This is a genomic window from Hungatella sp., assembly GCF_046966825.1.
The window spans coordinates 104,220-119,634 of the sequence record NZ_JBKVCZ010000004.1 but is presented as its reverse complement, the minus strand read 5'-3'; the positions used below and the strand labels follow the sequence as shown (position 1 = coordinate 119,634).

15 protein-coding genes and 1 pseudogene are annotated in these 15,415 nt (G+C 50.7%); 2 read left to right on the top strand and 14 right to left on the bottom strand.

Features of this window, described 5'->3' with window-relative positions:
- From ACLTD4_RS02760 to ACLTD4_RS02735, 6 genes are all read right to left on the bottom strand, one after another.
- The coding region (locus tag ACLTD4_RS02760; RefSeq protein WP_412331103.1) for an ATP-binding cassette domain-containing protein at positions 1–727 on the bottom strand (727 nt) is incomplete at its 3' end.
- 135 nt (positions 728–862) lie between these two features.
- Positions 863–1,891 carry a BMP family ABC transporter substrate-binding protein gene (locus ACLTD4_RS02755; RefSeq protein ID WP_117633993.1) on the bottom strand — a complete coding sequence of 343 codons (1,029 nt, stop codon included), beginning with the start codon at positions 1,889–1,891 and terminating at the stop codon, positions 863–865.
- An 87-nt stretch (positions 1,892–1,978) separates the two neighbouring features.
- Positions 1,979–2,896, bottom strand: a complete 918-nt coding sequence (locus tag ACLTD4_RS02750) for a YjjW family glycine radical enzyme activase (RefSeq protein ID WP_117633994.1) — start codon at positions 2,894–2,896, stop codon at positions 1,979–1,981.
- On the bottom strand, positions 2,893–4,386 hold the full coding sequence (locus ACLTD4_RS02745) for a YjjI family glycine radical enzyme (protein ID WP_117633995.1): 1,494 nt from the start codon (positions 4,384–4,386) through the stop codon (positions 2,893–2,895). The genes ACLTD4_RS02750 and ACLTD4_RS02745 overlap by 4 nt, the downstream gene beginning before the upstream one ends.
- 499 nt (positions 4,387–4,885) lie before the next feature.
- Positions 4,886–5,155: a type II toxin-antitoxin system RelB/DinJ family antitoxin gene (locus ACLTD4_RS02740; protein WP_055659015.1), complete on the bottom strand. Its 270-nt coding sequence runs from the start codon at positions 5,153–5,155 to the stop codon at positions 4,886–4,888.
- An 84-nt stretch (positions 5,156–5,239) separates the two neighbouring features.
- A complete protein-coding gene (locus tag ACLTD4_RS02735) occupies positions 5,240–5,809 on the bottom strand; it encodes a ferritin-like domain-containing protein (RefSeq protein ID WP_117633996.1) in 570 nt (189 codons plus the stop codon).
- Between the two features lie 503 nt (positions 5,810–6,312).
- On the opposite strand from ACLTD4_RS02735, the gene ACLTD4_RS02730 reads away from it, so the two are divergent.
- Together ACLTD4_RS02730 and ACLTD4_RS02725 are read left to right on the top strand one after the other, a co-directional pair.
- Positions 6,313–7,059 carry a PTS sugar transporter subunit IIC gene (locus tag ACLTD4_RS02730; protein WP_412331102.1) on the top strand — a complete coding sequence of 249 codons (747 nt, stop codon included), beginning with the start codon at positions 6,313–6,315 and terminating at the stop codon, positions 7,057–7,059.
- Positions 7,060–7,148: 89 nt separating this feature from the next.
- Positions 7,149–7,325 carry a hypothetical protein gene (locus tag ACLTD4_RS02725; protein WP_412331101.1) on the top strand — a complete coding sequence of 59 codons (177 nt, stop codon included), beginning with the start codon at positions 7,149–7,151 and terminating at the stop codon, positions 7,323–7,325.
- Positions 7,326–7,410: 85 nt separating this feature from the next.
- On the opposite strand, the gene ACLTD4_RS02720 is transcribed toward ACLTD4_RS02725, so the two are convergent.
- From ACLTD4_RS02720 to ACLTD4_RS02685, 8 genes and pseudogenes are all read right to left on the bottom strand, one after another.
- Entirely contained in the window at positions 7,411–10,059 is a 2,649-nt protein-coding gene (locus tag ACLTD4_RS02720; protein WP_117634046.1) for an ABC transporter permease, read from the bottom strand.
- Positions 10,060–10,061: 2 nt separating this feature from the next.
- On the bottom strand, positions 10,062–10,742 hold the full coding sequence (locus ACLTD4_RS02715) for an ABC transporter ATP-binding protein (RefSeq protein WP_002601366.1): 681 nt from the start codon (positions 10,740–10,742) through the stop codon (positions 10,062–10,064).
- An 82-nt stretch (positions 10,743–10,824) separates the two neighbouring features.
- Complete coding sequence (locus ACLTD4_RS02710; protein ID WP_117633997.1) at positions 10,825–11,832, bottom strand: sensor histidine kinase; 1,008 nt, start codon at positions 11,830–11,832, stop codon at positions 10,825–10,827.
- Positions 11,819–12,505 (bottom strand): response regulator transcription factor, encoded by a 687-nt coding sequence (locus tag ACLTD4_RS02705; RefSeq protein WP_002601368.1) that lies wholly within the window; start codon positions 12,503–12,505, stop codon positions 11,819–11,821. The genes ACLTD4_RS02710 and ACLTD4_RS02705 overlap by 14 nt, the downstream gene beginning before the upstream one ends.
- 41 nt (positions 12,506–12,546) lie before the next feature.
- Positions 12,547–13,254 carry a DUF5131 family protein gene (locus ACLTD4_RS02700; RefSeq protein WP_117633998.1) on the bottom strand — a complete coding sequence of 236 codons (708 nt, stop codon included), beginning with the start codon at positions 13,252–13,254 and terminating at the stop codon, positions 12,547–12,549.
- 124 nt (positions 13,255–13,378) lie between these two features.
- Positions 13,379–14,373 (bottom strand): annotated as a pseudogene (locus ACLTD4_RS02695) (DUF4825 domain-containing protein).
- Entirely contained in the window at positions 14,351–14,848 is a 498-nt protein-coding gene (locus ACLTD4_RS02690; RefSeq protein ID WP_117634000.1) for an RNA polymerase sigma factor, read from the bottom strand. Before ACLTD4_RS02690 ends, ACLTD4_RS02695 begins: the two are co-directional and overlap by 23 nt.
- A 76-nt stretch (positions 14,849–14,924) precedes the next feature.
- Positions 14,925–15,415: DinB family protein (locus ACLTD4_RS02685; protein ID WP_412331100.1), on the bottom strand; the 491-nt coding region annotated here is incomplete at its 5' end.

Here is a 15,415-nt window from a genome sequence, read left to right as displayed (position 1 = left end):
CCATGAGCGTGGCCAGTTCCTGCTCTGAAACCTCTTTTACCGAAATCGTATCGATGTACTCTCCGCGGCGGATGATGGTGCAGGTGTCGGAGGAGGCCTTGATTTCCTTCAGCTTATGGGTGATGATAATGATGGCTTTTCCGTCATTTACCAGATTGTGCATGATGGAGAGAAGATCCCGGGTCTCCTGGGGAGTCAAAACTGCGGTGGGCTCATCCAGAATCAGCAGCTCTGCCCCGCGGTACAGGGCCTTTAATATCTCCACGCGCTGCTGCATTCCCACGGATATATCGTTTACTTTCGCATCCGGATCGACTTCCAGCCCGTATTTCTCCACGATTTCCAGAATCTGTTTTCTGGCCCTCTTCATGTCCACAACTCCCGCGTGGGAGGTCGTCTCATTGCCCAAAATGATATTCTGTGTTACCGTAAAATCCTCCACCAGCATGAAATGCTGATGAACCATGCCGATCCCGTTAGCAATCGCTACATTGGGCTTCTTGATATCTGTCTTTTTGCCGCCTACGTATATCTCGCCTTCATCGGCCTGATACAGACCGTACAACACATTCATCAGTGTACTTTTTCCCGCCCCATTTTCACCCAGAAGGGAATGGATGCTGCCCTTCTTTACGTCCAGATTCATGTTCTTTAAAGCGTAAAACGCCCCAAACCGCTTTGTGATCCCGTGCATCTGAACCGCATAGTCGCTGCTCACCGTGGCCATCTCGATTTCTCCTTTCATTGTTTACACCGCAGGTTAAATTCTGTTTCTTAACTCTGCGGTGTAAATTCATTTATCCTATTCTGCGATAAACGCTTCGTATTCCTCTTTTGTGGTCGGCGGTACCAGTTCCCCGTTTCAGATCGAATCCGCTACCTTCAGCGTATCCTCATAGACACCGTCTGCCATATTACCATGCTCCTCCGGTATTCCCACACACTCTTCCTTTAATCCGAAGGTGAGCGTCTGGCCGCCGATTGTTCCGCCGTCCATGGCCTCGATGGAAACTTCCTTGACGGCTTTTCCTACCAGCTTGAGCGCTGAGGTCAGAACGTGCTCCGGCGCTAAGTAAGCCTGGTCTCTGTCCACGCCGATCACCCATTTGTCCGCTTCCTTGGCCGCTTCGATGACGCCTGTTCCGCTTCCGCCTGCCGCGTGATAGATCACGTCACATCCGTCGGAATACATCTTCGTGGCGATGGCTTTTCCCTTTGCCGCATCGCTGAAGCTCTCCGCATACTGTACGGAAATGTCAATGTCCTTGCCCAGCTCCTTTGCTGCATACTTGACGCCGGCCTCATACCCGTACTGGAACTGATCGATCAGACCTGAGGAAATGCCTCCGACAAAGCCTACCTTATTAGTTTCTGTCATACGTCCGGCCACATATCCAACCATGAAGGACGGCTCCTGCGCCCGGAACATCACGCCCGTCACATTGTCCGGCGTATCGTCGTAAGCATTGTCGATGATTGCATACTGGATATCCGGGTTGCTGTCCGCGGCCTCTAAAACTGCGTCCGCACAGGCATAGCCTACGCCCCATAAGAGATTGGCGCCGCTGTCTCCCAGCCTTTCCAGATTCGTAACGAAATCGGAAGCCTGCTTCGACTCGATGTAGTTGACCTCCACGCCCTTTTCGTTCTTTAACTCCGTCAGACCTTCCCATGCGGACTGGTTAAACGACTGGTCATTGATTCCGCCCGTATCGGTGATCATCGCAATCGAGAAGCTGCTCTTTCCCTCTGATGTACCGCCTTCCGTGTTCGCGCTCTCTGCCTTTGCGCTTTCTCCCTTTGTGCTCTCCGTCTTTGCGCCTCCGCATGCTGTAAGAGACAGTGCCATTGCCGCCGTTAAACCGAATACAATTCCTCTTCTGAGCTTCATAAATCTGATCCTCCGTTTTGTTTTTTTGTTTTTACGTTTTCTGCTTTTTTATTTATTGTTTTACTCTTCTTTATTCTCTCTCATTTCCTATACCACCTGGATATCCTGAAACCCATATCTGACCGCCAAACGCTTAAGCTCTTCCATGCGTTCCCGGGATGGACTTTTCGCATCCTTAAGACTTCCGGTCACTCCATATTGGCGGAAGGTGATCAGCTTCAGCCGGAATTCCTTTAAATAGGGAGCCGCTTCCCGGGATACGCCTGCGATGACCGCCTCCATATCCACTTCGGGAACCCCTTCCTGCCGTTTTTCCCCCTCGCGCTCCGAATCCAGACAGACCAGCCGCACTTCGAATAATTTTCCGTGTTCCGCCAGATATTTGAGATTCTTCTTTACTATAGAGACATCTCCGCCTGTCAGCCGTCCAAAGACGTCGTGATCCCAGGCCTTTACATCTAACATCACCTGATCCGTCACCTGCATCAGCCGTGGATATTGGGACAAATCCACACAGCCGTTGCTGTCCAGGAAACAGGTAAGCCCCGCTTTCCCTGCCCGCCGAAACAGCTCTGTGAGGAACTCCGGATACAAGGTACATTCGCCTCCGGAAACGGTGATTCCCTGGATAAACGGCATGTTTTTTTCAATTTCCTTCCACACGTCTTCTGCGCTCATCCGGCGTACCTTGGGAGACGCGTGGCTGGGACAGACGCGAATGCAGGTATCGCACTGCACGCAAAGGCTCTCATCCCAGATTACGCGGTCATGCTCATTTTCCTTCGGCGTTTCTCCGCCATTTTCCTGAATCGACAGCGCTCCCGCCGGACACTGGCTGACACAGAGACCGCAGCCGCTGCACAACTGCTGTGTCTCAGGGTTGTGGCAATAGGCGCAGGCGATATTGCAGCCCTGGACGAATACGGAGGTGCGGCAGCCCGGACCGTCCACAACGCTCAACGGAATAATCTTATTAATCACGGCCTCGGGAGGGACCATGCTCATAGCGCCCTCACCTTCCTGTTTTCCAGATGTGCGTTCCGGTAGTTATCTCCTCCGAGATGCACCGTATTCTGAAGCACCGCCTCGCCCTCGTAATACTTTTCCATCTCGCTCCGTTTTACCAGATAGCCGGTAATCCGGACTAAATCGCTGTCCGACGCATAAAAGCTTATGTATTTATCACCCAGGGAAAATGCCCCCTTTACGATATCCAGCATGGCCGCCGGATTATTTCTGCCGGTTGGGTCAAAGGAAAAGATATCCGCGCATCCGGTCGGGAAAAAGCGATGGAAACGCGCGCTGTGGCGAAGGTGGTCATACATGCGTTCCGGTTCCATTCCAACCGGAATCCTCACTCCCGACGTAATTCCGTGGTCTGAGTCGATTCCGACCTGCGCGTGGAGTGCAAAATGGTCATGAAATACCTCCGAGTAAAGCGCCTTCGACGTCTCCGCATATTCCGCGATAACCTGCATAATCTGGTCTGCCAGCTGGTCCGCTTCCTGATCGCTTCCATAGATCTTGTCCGGGTCATCCATCAGCAGATTGGTGCATTCCGCCAGCCCCACGACTCCGAACATGGCAAGGAATTTATCCCTGGCAATAAAACCTTCTCTGGAAAGGAACGAGGTCTCGAAGAAATTCGATTCTTCCACGAGGAACCGGATTCTCTCGTTCATATAGTCCCCCATGCGCTGCAGACAGTCCGGAAGGGTCTCCGCAAGAAACTGTTCCCTGCTGTCTGCCTCGGGAACCAGCTTCGGAAGGACGATTCTCGTCAGTGTGTAGGAACCGCCTCCAATGGGCAGAATGTTGTAACAGCTGGAAATACCGTAGTCCCCATACGTATCCTTGTGCATCCGGTGGTTGCAGATGGCCGGATTTGCGCAGTAAAGGGAGGTATAGAGCGCCAGTTCTCCATAGGAGTCCGGCGTAATATCCGGATCATATTTCAGTGTCAGGTTCGGCACCGCATTTTGAAGCTCTTTTTCCAGCTTCAGGATGATCCGTCCGGTTCTCGTCTCCTCCGGGCCCAGATTTGCATGACAGAACCCGTCGGTAATGGTTCGGTCCAGATAAATCAGGAACAATCTCAGCTTTTTCTCCGCTTCCTCATCGCTCACACCTTCGAGAAACGGTTCGATCAGGCGGTCGATGTTGCCAAGATAAACGGGGTAACTGGTGATGGAGGGCACATGGCGGTACAAAATCTCCAGGAACTGAATCACCTCGTCAAGATCCTTCGGCGGGTCAAGCTGCAGAAATTCACACCCTTTTTTTACCGCCGCTTCGTAATCCGGCATGATATATCTAGGCCGGTACGGCGCATGGCCTTCGTCCAGGTCACAGATGGCTCCGGTCTCCATATAGTGACGGGTCTTCTCCGGTATCTCCAGTACCTCCAGACTGTTCTCCGCCGCATGGGCCAGGGCCACCACCTTCTGTTCATACGTCAGTCCCTTCGATGTCACAATGTCTAAAACCTTATTCATGCATTCCACCTCTTTCTTTTTCAATGGAGCTTATGTCTCTTTTTATTTTGGAATAATCACATTGTAGCAATGGTTTTTTCATTTTAAAAGGACTTATGTCCCTTTACGAGGAAATATTATCCACTTTGTGAAAATATCACATTTTTACGAGCCATTTTTTAGGCAAAAAGTAGATACAAAAAGGACACAAGTCCTCTTTTTAACGACTGTGATCGGGAAAATAGTGATTTAGGAGAATGTTCATTACACATTTAAGCAATAAAGAACGACAGTGTTTCCAGAATAAAAGATAAGATATGAAAAAAACAAAACACCAACTTAAACAACTCATTGAATATACATATTGTGCAAAAAGCAGCTTCCTGCCGCAGAGGCTCGCAGAGAATGCTTCAGACATAGCAGAAAAAGCAATAGCGCCCTAAACCAGAATGGTTCGGGGTTACAGCCTCTTATAACTGCCAGCTTATAATCCTTTTTAAATTGCCCCTGATACCCGGCTTTAAGCATTGAGATCCTCCATCAAAGCTTCCACACTGTCAAAGGGACCATGTATATCTTTTCCATTAACGGCATCATCCATAGCAGCTGAAGTAACCGCATTTGGCTTCTCAACTTTTAACTCAAATGGAATTCCGCCAACGTTAATACTTTGATGAAGAAACATATTTATTGCATCTGTAATCGTTATTCCAAACTTTGAAAACAAATGCTCGGCCTGCTCTTTAATGTCAGGGTCAATCCGAATATTTATGTTTGATGTCTTTGCCATTGTTATCATCTCCTTTAATAAGATCAAAGCACAACGTGTTAACAACGTCAATACATTCAAATGCGATATATACTACAATTCTGATTAGATTTGCGATAAAAAATCACTGAATATTTTATAATGCAGCTTCTCGTCCAGAGACAGACGCGCGAGCATTTTGGATACCTGAGGGTCCTTGATCTTTTGAGACTGATCGGCATATGCCTGGGCGGCGAACTTCTCGGACTCGGCGTCTGTCGCCAGCACGGTACGGATATCGCAGCTGTAATCTACCATATTTCCGCGCCAGTACGAACACGGCTCCGCCGAACGGCATTCCGGCTGGCCGCCAAGAAGAGTAATGAGCTGTCCGATAATGGTAAAATGGTGTTGTTCAACCACAGCGATGCGCTGGATCACACGGCGTATGTTTTTATGTAAGGCGCGGGAATCCGGCTTGCAGGACTCGTTATTATAATTGCTGCCGGCAGTCCAGGACTGATACAGATATTGGTGTACCGTGGTCATTTCGCTGACCGCTGCAGCCAGGTCCGGCATGAGAATCTGCGCGTACTGAAGATTTTTTTCGGTGACGGCGACCGGAGGATACCAGTTCGAATGGATAACCGGTATGGAGTCCGGATTCGCATGGATACTATATGGAGTATTATTCATAAAATAGCTTCCTCAAAAGATCTGATAAAGTAGTTAAGTAATCTTTATGAGAAAAAGCCCTGATATAGAACCTTGTACCGCACTGCGCCATTAATTGTAAATAAAATGCAGTACCGGCAGAGCCTCACTCCATTATATAAATTATGACCTATCCCCACCGCTGCACACACTGTTTTTATCTAATTTTTATAACCAATATTTTTATACTGGTAAAACGCACAATTTTTCATTTTGATTTTCCCAAAGTTTGTGAACACTTTTTTGTGGGAATGAGTTATATTAATAATCGTAAACCCCCCCCCAATACATTATATAGTTTTTGCTACACCCCATAAGAAACGAAATACCTTCTCCGAAAAAAGGATCAGCTCCCCCGGCTGGTCCTTTTTCATGTTATTCTTGCAATTTTCCAATTCTATGGTAAAATACATAACTAACTGCTTTGGCATTTTCGCCAAATGTGTGCACCTGTAACAGACAAATACATAAAGGAGATTTCTAACATGGAAAAAACAGGCGTGAAAGAGTTTTTGAAACGTAAAAACGTCAACATCACCGTCCAGACCTATCTCATTGATGCATTGGGTGCCATGGCATTTGGCTTATTTGCCTCGCTGCTGATCGGCACCATCTTTGCAACATTGGGTGACAAGACAGGTGTCGCGTTATTTGGCACCATTGCGGGCTACGCAAAAAGTGCGACCGGCGCAGCACTGGGAGTATCAATCGCTTATGCGCTGAAGGCGCCGCAGCTGGTCTTATTCTCGGCCGCTACCGTCGGGATCGCCGGCAACGAGCTGGGCGGACCGGTCGGCGCACTGGTGGCCACCGTCGTGGCAGCGGAACTCGGAAAAATCGTATCGAAGGAAACCCGGGTCGACATCATCGTCACCCCCGGCGTCACCATCATCTCCGGCGTCCTGATCGCTCAGTTTGTAGGACCGGGTGTGGCTGCCTTTATGGCCGCCTTCGGAAATCTGGTAAAAACAGCCACGGAGATGCAGCCCTTCTTCATGGGAATCCTGGTATCCGGCCTCATCGGGATCGCCTTGACGCTGCCGATCAGCAGCGCCGCTATCTGTATTATGCTGGCGCTCGACGGTCTGGCAGGCGGCGCGGCCACGGCAGGCTGCTGCGCCCAGATGATCGGGTTTGCTGTTCTAAGCTTCCGGGAAAATGGCTGGGGCGGCTTGCTGGCCCAGGGGCTCGGCACCTCCATGCTCCAGATGGGCAACATCGTAAAGAACTGAAAATCTGATTGCGCCCACGCTGGCCTCCCCGTAACCGGCCCGGTCGCCACGGTGATCTTCCAGATGAAAACATTGAGACGGCCTCCGGCATGGGAACCTGCGGGCTGGTTGGTCCACTGGCGTCTATACCGCGATGGCGGCGGCGCCAGAATGGATTGAATTCTGCTGGTCTGCTTTCGCTTCCCGCCGTTCTGACGCTGGTCTTCGGAGAATTTTTAAGGAAAGCCGGCTGGATCAGGGAAGGGGATTTAAAACTGGATCTGTAGCACGACCTACTGTACTGCAGAAGCGGAACAACCGTAATTTATTCAATACAGGGCCTGGCTTTTTCCGCCAGGCCCTGATCTTTTGTTAAGCCATATCATCTCGAAGCGCATCAATGATATTCTCTTTCTTTAATTTTCCGACTGCAAACACCATTGTGATAAACACGACAAAGAACACACTGAACGCGCTGACTGCCATACTTGCCCATGGAAATACGAAGCTTACATCCGCTCCCCCGGCAGCCATGCCGCAGTAGATCAGCCAGGAGCAGATTCCCGCCGCCGGCAGCCCAAACAGCAGCGTCCGCATACCGTAGAAGGCACACTCAAAATTCATCATCTTATTGAAATCACGGTCAGACATTCCTACCGACCGGAGCATGGCAAGTTCCCGCCTGCGCAGCTTGATATTGGTGGAAATGGTATTGAACACATTGGCCGCCGCAATCAGCGAAATCATCATCACAAAAACATACGTAAACACATGAATGACAAACAGAATGCTGCGGTTTTCTTCAAACATCCTGTTCACATTATACAGGGTGTAATCGGTTCCTATTCCCGCTTCCTGAATCATTTCCGACATCTCCGCCGTCACCTGGGAGGGCTTATCTGCCAGAAAGGTCAGTCCCATTATCTCCCCCGCATCCGGAGATACAAACTGTTCTCTTAGCTGCCATGGTGCGACGATCATAAAGATAAACGGCTTCACATCGGAAGAGTTCTTTGGAAGTGTATCGAGAGGTATGGTATCGACGAAGGTGATACTTATCTGCTTCTCTTTGTCTGCCGATGGGTTCCCTTTCACCTCCCCGGGCGGTTCGGCTCCGGGAGTGACCGATCCGCTCACGGAATCACCTACAAACATATTAACCAGCCCGCTCCGGCCGCTTTTCGTCTCATCTGATTTTTGCTTCGCTACGGCAATCATTTTCGCATTCTGGCCGGTATATTCTTCCGGAGACAATCCCTGGCTTTCGATAAAATTACGGAATTCTCTGTCCTCAATGAACTGGATATCCATCGGCAGTGTGACTGTCTCATCCGGATTCTCATACCCCATGTATTTCCGGTATTCGTCTGACAAGTCGCCGGCCCTGACCGCGCAGGAATATGACATAAGCGCCTGATAAGAGCTTTCTTTGATCCCCTCCGCAGTTTTAAGTCTGCCGTAAAGACGGAATAATTCATTTTCATCGATTTTCGGGGACGAAAAGCAGATGTCAAAATCCGTATTTACCACGGACCGCTTCGCGCCCTGATTCAGGCAGTTTCCAAAAGCATTGGCCGATACAAACAGAACGACGCTTAAAGAGAGGGAAAGCACAATGCTGCGGCAGCGCTTCTTATTTCTTTTAAAATTTTTCAGAGCCAGCGTTCCCTCCAGGCCGCAGAGGCGCTGCGCCAGCTTCGATGTTTTCACGGCTCCCGATTCGATTTTGATCTCATTGGTCTGGCGAATGCTTTCCATCACAGGTCTGGACGCCGCTTTCCTGGCCGGAATGTAGGCGGCAAACAGAATTGTGACCAGACTGATCACCGCCGCCCCCGCTATGGCTGTACCGGACACAGTCAGCGAAAGAGACACGGCACTGTAGCCGAAGTTTTTGAACTTCTCCGCCACAAAGGATATTACAAGGCCAATGCTGCCAAGGCCCACAACGATACCGATGGGAATACCGGCCGCGCCGATACAGAGCCCCTCAAACAGCACCGAATTCCGCAGCTGTCCGGCCGTAGCCCCCACGGATGCCAGAATCCCGAACTGGCGCGTCCGTTCGTTCAGCGAGATGGTAAAGGAATTGTAAATCAGAAAAATCGAACCTGTCATGATCAGGGCCATCAAAATTCCGCCGACGGAATATAAAAGCATATTAAACAGGTGATCGCTGGACACCCCCAGAAAACGCAGCACATTGTCATTCAGGACATATGCGCTTTGCCCGGCAGTCCTTTCAATATAAGCCTGGACTTTTCCCGGATTTTTAAGTGTGACAAAGATGCTTAAACTGGTCGTCTGATCTGTCGAGCCTGCCGTCTGATCTGTCGGTCCTGCCGTCTGACCTGCTGCTGTGTCTTCTGTCGTTATCAAGGTATAACCCGGCGCGGTAAATTCCTCGAAAGCCGGTCTTTCGCAGATGCCGACAACCGTATAGGTTCTTTCTTCCTGAGGCACAAAGGTTTCGTTTTCCTTCCCCGGCTCATTTCTGGCAGGAAAGGGATCATGCTGGCCGAGACGGCCTTCCCCAGCCATACGGCTTCCGATGGCAAGCGAAAATGTGTCCCCCACTGCATAAGTAACGCCGCCGTTTGCCGCGACATGGGCCGGAACCAGAATCTCCCCGCTGTTCTCAGGCAGTCTGCCGGAGACTAACTCAATCGGAACCGTATCAAAAGCCTCTTTGCTGAATCCCGCAATAAAGAGATAGGGCTTGTTGGGATTTTTCCCGCCTTTCAGCTCCGCATAGCCAATATTTTCGGATATCGCTGTGCCAGCCACTCCGGCGTCCCGGGCCCGCGCCTCCGCGAATGAGGAATCGACATCCAAAAACTCGACGTGCCATCCGCCATATTTCACTGTCGCGCCCTTAATCATGTAGTTCAGCAGAGAAACGGAGAACGTCGTGACAGCCGTGATCATAGCCGCGGACAGAATTACCCCGATCACGGTGACAATTGTCCGCGTACGGCTCTTTTTCATGCTCTGCAGGGTGACCTTGTGAAAGATATTCATCATCACACCATCCTCTCATCCCGCACTACCTTACCATCCGAGATGCCGATGATGCGGTCTGCCTGCAGGGCGATATTTTCATCATGCGTGACGACGATGAGGGTCTGCCGGTATTTTTTGTTGCTTAATTTCAGCAGATTGATGATCTCATGGCCGTTGTGGCTGTCCAGACTGCCTGTCGGTTCGTCGGCCAGGCAGACAGACGGCGCATTCATCAGCGCACGCCCAACGGAGACCCGCTGCTGCTGCCCCCCGGACAGCTGATTAGGCAAATGCGTTCTCCGGTCTTTCAGACCGAGCATTTCCAGCAATTCCTCCAGTCGTTCCTCGTTGACCTTCCTTTTGTCCATCAGGATGGGCAAGGTAATATTCTCCACCACATTCAGGGTGGGAATGAGGTTGTGAAACTGGTAGATCAGCCCCACCTGCCGCCTGCGGAAAATGGCCAGCTTTTCACTGTTTCCCGCATACACATCCTGCCCGTCTAAATACACCTTTCCGCTGGTCGGCACGTCCACGCCGCCAATGATGTGGAGCAGTGTCGATTTGCCGGAGCCGGAGGGGCCGATGATCGCGGCAAACTCGCCCTTTTCGATTGTGAGTGAAACGTGGTCAAGGGCAGTAACCTGATTTTCACCCCTGCCGTAGACCTTGCATAGATTATCAATTTTTAAAAGCTCCATTATGTGAGCCTCCTTCCTCATGGTATACTCATATAATAGAGAATTCACCTTACATCTCTGTGACTTTTCAGTGAGAGATCCGTCACTTTGGAAAACGGATGGTAAATACCGCGCCTCCCTGCGGATGATTTTTTGCAGTAATCGTCCCTCCCTGCCGGATGATAATCATCCTGCAGAGAGCCAGCCCGATCCCATATCCCGCCCTGTTTGCGCTTTTTCCGCTGTAAAACCGCTCAAATATGTGAGGCAGAGCTTCTTTTTCAAATCCCGCGCCGCTGTCATGAATCGTAATCTCAGTGAACAGAACCGTATCCGTACAGTCAATCGCAATCGTTCCGTGATCCCCCGTGCTTTCCATACAGTTTTTAAAGATGTTCTGTACTGCCTCCGCCAGCCAGCCGGGGTCGCCCTGAACGATTACGGGGAATGGCGTCTTTGCATCTGCACGCACCTCTCTCTGCACCACAATCCCATGCAGTTCCATAGGGATCAGCAGCGGCCGGAGAGCCGCGCTTATGAGGTCGTTTACGTCAACCGGCTCTCGTTGAAATACCACAACGCCCGCGTCCAGACGGGACAATTTAAGCAAAGACGTGATCAGCCAGTCCATGCGCACCAGCAGTTCCTCTGTTTCCCGAATAAAGGCCCTCCGTTCGTTTTCATCCGGATTTTTCTCCAGCAGGGAAAGCGTTAAGTTTGCAGACGTAAGAGGTGTGCGGAGCTGATGGGCGATATCGGCCAGCGAATCGGCAAGATGCATTTTTTCATTTTTCAGTGCCTCGTTCTGTTCCCGAATGCGCAGCAGCATTTTCGTTATTTCGCTGTGGAGAATAGACAGCTCGCCCTCTTCCAGTTCGTCGAGATCCAGACGGTCGGCATTGTGCAGCACGAGATCGATCTGATTGGAAAGCCGTGCGATACTCCTGTATCGGGCTTTCGTAAACAGGAAAAAGGCGATGCCGAAGACAGAAGTTGAAACGGCGGTAAGAATTCCGGCCGCCGTATTGATGGTAAATCCAAGTGCTACCGTGACGGCTGCCGTCAGGACGAACACCATGGCAAACTGTCGAAACTCCTTATTCCGAAACATTTCCGCCCCCCAATCGATACCCGGTTCCGCGGACAGTCAGAATAATCTGCGGATTTGCAGGATCATCCTCTATCTTCTCCCGCAGCCGCTTGATATACACAGTCAATGTATTATCATTGACAAATTCGCCCGCCGCGTCCCACAATTCATCAAGCAGCCTGCTTCTCGTGATAATACTCCTGGGATTATTAACAAACACCAGCAGTAAACGGTACTCCAGCGCAGAGAGGAAAACCTCGCGGCCATATTTTTTCACAACGCCGCCCGCCATATCGACGGAAAGCCCGCAGATTTCAAATGCCGCCCCGCTGCGCCCGTTTTTTCGCAGCGCTGTCCCAATCCGCGCGATCAGCTCCCGCGGGCGGAAAGGCTTGGTAATATAGTCGTCAGCTCCCATATTAAGCCCTGTGACAACACTCGTCTCATCGCCCGAGGCAGTCAGAAAGATCACTGGAATATCCTGGGTCTCCTTGATCTTTGTATATACCGTAAAACCATTTCCATCGGGCAGCGCAATATCAATCAGCGCCAGATCAAATTTATTGCCGTCTGCTGCGGCAAATGCTTCCTCCCGCGTGGGGGCGTGGGTGACCGTAAATCCCTCCGAGCGCAGCAAAAGCGTAAGGTTTTTCGCAATCTCCCTGTCATCCTCTACCAAAAATATCCGTGGCATTCGTCATTCCTCCAATCCTTCCATAGCTTCATCGGCCGGCACTAGATATCGATCCCTGCCTTGTGCACCTGGCTTCCCAAGTCCTTCACCGCCAGCGTGTACCGTTTGCCGTCCTTGATAAAATGAGTCCCGCACTGCCTGAATTCAAAATGAATCCCGTTTTCCATACACTGCTGCCTCAGCCAGAGCACCCACTCATAATCCAGGGGCCGCGCATTCCGGTCGGATTCGCCGCCGGCCACCACCAGTTCAACCCCGGATAAATACGGACGTATATCGATCCTTTCAATCAGCGGCTGGCAGATGATATTTTTATGCCTGATCGGAAGGCCGGAAAAGATGGAAAGCCGTTCATCGGCCCTGGCCTGATTTTCTACTGTACAGCAGACCGTCACATTGTCATATCCATTTTCCCAGTCGGGAGGAATACACTGCATAAACCGTTCAATACGTTTCGTCAGAAAGAGAAAATGCAGGTCCGTTCTCTGACGAATCATCTTCCAGCACTCCTCCCGCCACGCATCAGCCTCTTCAACCAGGAAATCGGACTGGAAGCAGAGATATACCACCTGTCCCGGCTTCATTTTGTATTCACCGTTCTTCTTTTTCTCTATAGGCGCAAAGAATTTATCCGTCCGGACCACCTCGGCCGTATTGATCCCTTTTCTCGCATCGCCTTTGTGTATATAGCAGTACTTGCAGCCCTCGCTGTGCCGGTGGCACCCACGCCACGGATTCCAGACAGCCATTCTGGTTCCTCCTGTTCTTACTGAGAGTTTTCACTAAGTCATTTTAAATTATCAGAAGCTGCACTCATACAAAAACATTTCCGAGCAGTTATCTTCAGCTATCTCTTTTTCAAAAATTCCATATTTACTCCTTCGTCACACCAGTCAGATCAAGCAGCCTCTGAACAGCTTCCGGACTCTCTGCAAATGTCTCGATGGGTTCTCCCGCCCACTCAGAACAGGCCTCCCTGGTCATGGTCCCCTGTCTTACCTGCGGCCCGTCTTCCAGTTCGACCGTGTACGTCCAATTGACCTCTCCCAGATTTCCGGTCAGAGCCATCAGGACACAGGCGTATCCCTTCATTTGCTCTTCAAACACAGCCGAATTCGCCGCGCTGTTCTCAAAGTTCAATGTCCATCCATACGGTTCCTCCGAAGTCTGAAGCTCATTTTTAAAGCTGCCAAGCGCCCTGCCGATTCCGAGCAGCTGTGCGACTTTGCCGTTGGCGGACATATCTCCCACATACGGGTGCTTCGCGGCGAACAATTCATTTGCCTGCCTGCTTACAATGGTTCCGTCCTGCTTCACGGTCATTCCATTGATGGAAAGATCCGTTCCCACCTCCGTCAGATCAATGTTCAGGTTAAATACTCCACTCCTGTTCCAGGCAGACGGCAGACACGCATAGATCACCAGTTTTGTATTTCCATCATTCTCTCCTACCAGTTTATACCTCCGGTACACAGAGGCGGAATCGTAAAAGACACCTCCGACCGCCAGCATATGTTCGTTCACATTTGCATACGTCACCAGATAGGAATCCACCGGGTATCCGATGACAAACAGCTTTAAAAACAGGGCCAGCAGGACTACGGCAAATGCGGAGCCAATGCCTAAAAGTACTTTTCGCAGATTGCTCTTCCTGATTTTTTTCAAATAATCGATTTCCCGTTCATTTTCTTTTCGTTTTACATCCGTTTCACGTCCAAGGTCCTCTTTCATCCGCAGATACCGGCCGCGGCAGTCCTCACAGGTCTCCATATGCGCCTCGATCTGCCTGCTGCTCTCCTCGGACGTCAGCCCTTCCACATACAGCGAAGAAGATCGCGGATCATTTCACAGGGTATGTTCTGTTTCATTTTCCTTCGCCTCCTTTACAATTCTTTCCTTTCCCCGATAGAAAGTCACTCTCGCCCAGTTCTCGCTCTTCCCCATGATCTCTCCGATCTGGCCAAAGGTCAGACTGCCGGTCAGGCGCAGATACATTACCTCCCGCATGGGGTCCTCCAGATGGTGAAGCAGCTTCATGACCGAAAGCTGATCCCAGGAACAGAATACTTCCTCCTCCGCGGAGGGGACTGCAATCTCTTCCGCTTCCTTGAAATCGGCCCTGCCTTTCTGCTTCCGCAGATGATCGAACCATACGTTCCGCGCAATGCCGCAGAGCCAGGTAGACACACTGCTCTGCTCTTTGAATTTATGGATGCTTTTCACCGCCTGATAGAATGTTTCCTGGGTCAGTTCCTCCGCCAGATCCGGGTTCTGTGTCTTCGTCAGGAGAAAGGCATATACTGTTTTCGCGTGTGATAAATAGATCTGTTCCATGGAATCCATATACGTGTTTCCTCCTCTCTGTTAATTAGTGTTGCAGAAACCCGATTCGTTACAGGCCGGTTACAATTTTTTTCATTTAACTTCTATAAAACTTTTTCTTCGACCGTATCTGCTGTTTCCATTTGCAGCAGTCGTTTAAATGCAGCATGGGGTCCCGTGTCGTCGGCATGAGCAAAAGCCCTGCCACGTCCTTCTTTTCCCAATAATCCAGAAGCCATACCGAGCCCTCCTGTGCTGTGACGCCGCCTTCCTCCCGTATGCGTTTTAAGTCTTCTTTTCGGACCTCCCGCTTCATATCATCGGCCGTCAGTCCTTCCACGATCTGTCTCGTCCTTCTGCCGACCGCGCTCCTGTATTGCAGCAGTTCGGCGGGACGCAGCGCCTTGCTGAGCTCCATGATCTGATCGTCACTCATCGCGTTGCCGGTATCTGCAACTGCTGTCCCCAGACGCCGGGCCCACTCCCGGTTCCATACCTGCTCCCCTCCGGAAACCAGAAGATTCATGGTCAAATCCTCCAGCCTGGCAATATGCCAGAGAGCCCAGGCGATCGTCTCATCCTTTGATG

Excerpts from the sequence above, each read along its gene's own strand:
- ACLTD4_RS02745 (WP_117633995.1), bottom strand. The coding sequence starts at position 4,386 with ATGAATAAGGTTTTAGACATTGTGACATCGAAGGGACTGACGTATGAA.
- ACLTD4_RS02755 (WP_117633993.1), bottom strand. The coding sequence starts at position 1,891 with ATGAAGCTCAGAAGAGGAATTGTATTCGGTTTAACGGCGGCAATGGCA.
- ACLTD4_RS02715 (WP_002601366.1), bottom strand. The coding sequence starts at position 10,742 with ATGGAGCTTTTAAAAATTGATAATCTATGCAAGGTCTACGGCAGGGGT.
- ACLTD4_RS02705 (WP_002601368.1), bottom strand. The coding sequence starts at position 12,505 with ATGCCACGGATATTTTTGGTAGAGGATGACAGGGAGATTGCGAAAAAC.
- ACLTD4_RS02735 (WP_117633996.1), bottom strand. The coding sequence starts at position 5,809 with ATGAATAATACTCCATATAGTATCCATGCGAATCCGGACTCCATACCG.
- ACLTD4_RS02700 (WP_117633998.1), bottom strand. The coding sequence starts at position 13,254 with ATGGCTGTCTGGAATCCGTGGCGTGGGTGCCACCGGCACAGCGAGGGC.
- ACLTD4_RS02710 (WP_117633997.1), bottom strand. The coding sequence starts at position 11,832 with ATGTTTCGGAATAAGGAGTTTCGACAGTTTGCCATGGTGTTCGTCCTG.
- ACLTD4_RS02725 (WP_412331101.1), top strand. The coding sequence starts at position 7,149 with ATGGGAACCTGCGGGCTGGTTGGTCCACTGGCGTCTATACCGCGATGG.
- ACLTD4_RS02740 (WP_055659015.1), bottom strand. The coding sequence starts at position 5,155 with ATGGCAAAGACATCAAACATAAATATTCGGATTGACCCTGACATTAAA.
- ACLTD4_RS02690 (WP_117634000.1), bottom strand. The coding sequence starts at position 14,848 with ATGGATTCCATGGAACAGATCTATTTATCACACGCGAAAACAGTATAT.
- ACLTD4_RS02750 (WP_117633994.1), bottom strand. The coding sequence starts at position 2,896 with ATGAGCATGGTCCCTCCCGAGGCCGTGATTAATAAGATTATTCCGTTG.
- ACLTD4_RS02730 (WP_412331102.1), top strand. The coding sequence starts at position 6,313 with ATGGAAAAAACAGGCGTGAAAGAGTTTTTGAAACGTAAAAACGTCAAC.
- ACLTD4_RS02720 (WP_117634046.1), bottom strand. The coding sequence starts at position 10,059 with ATGAATATCTTTCACAAGGTCACCCTGCAGAGCATGAAAAAGAGCCGT.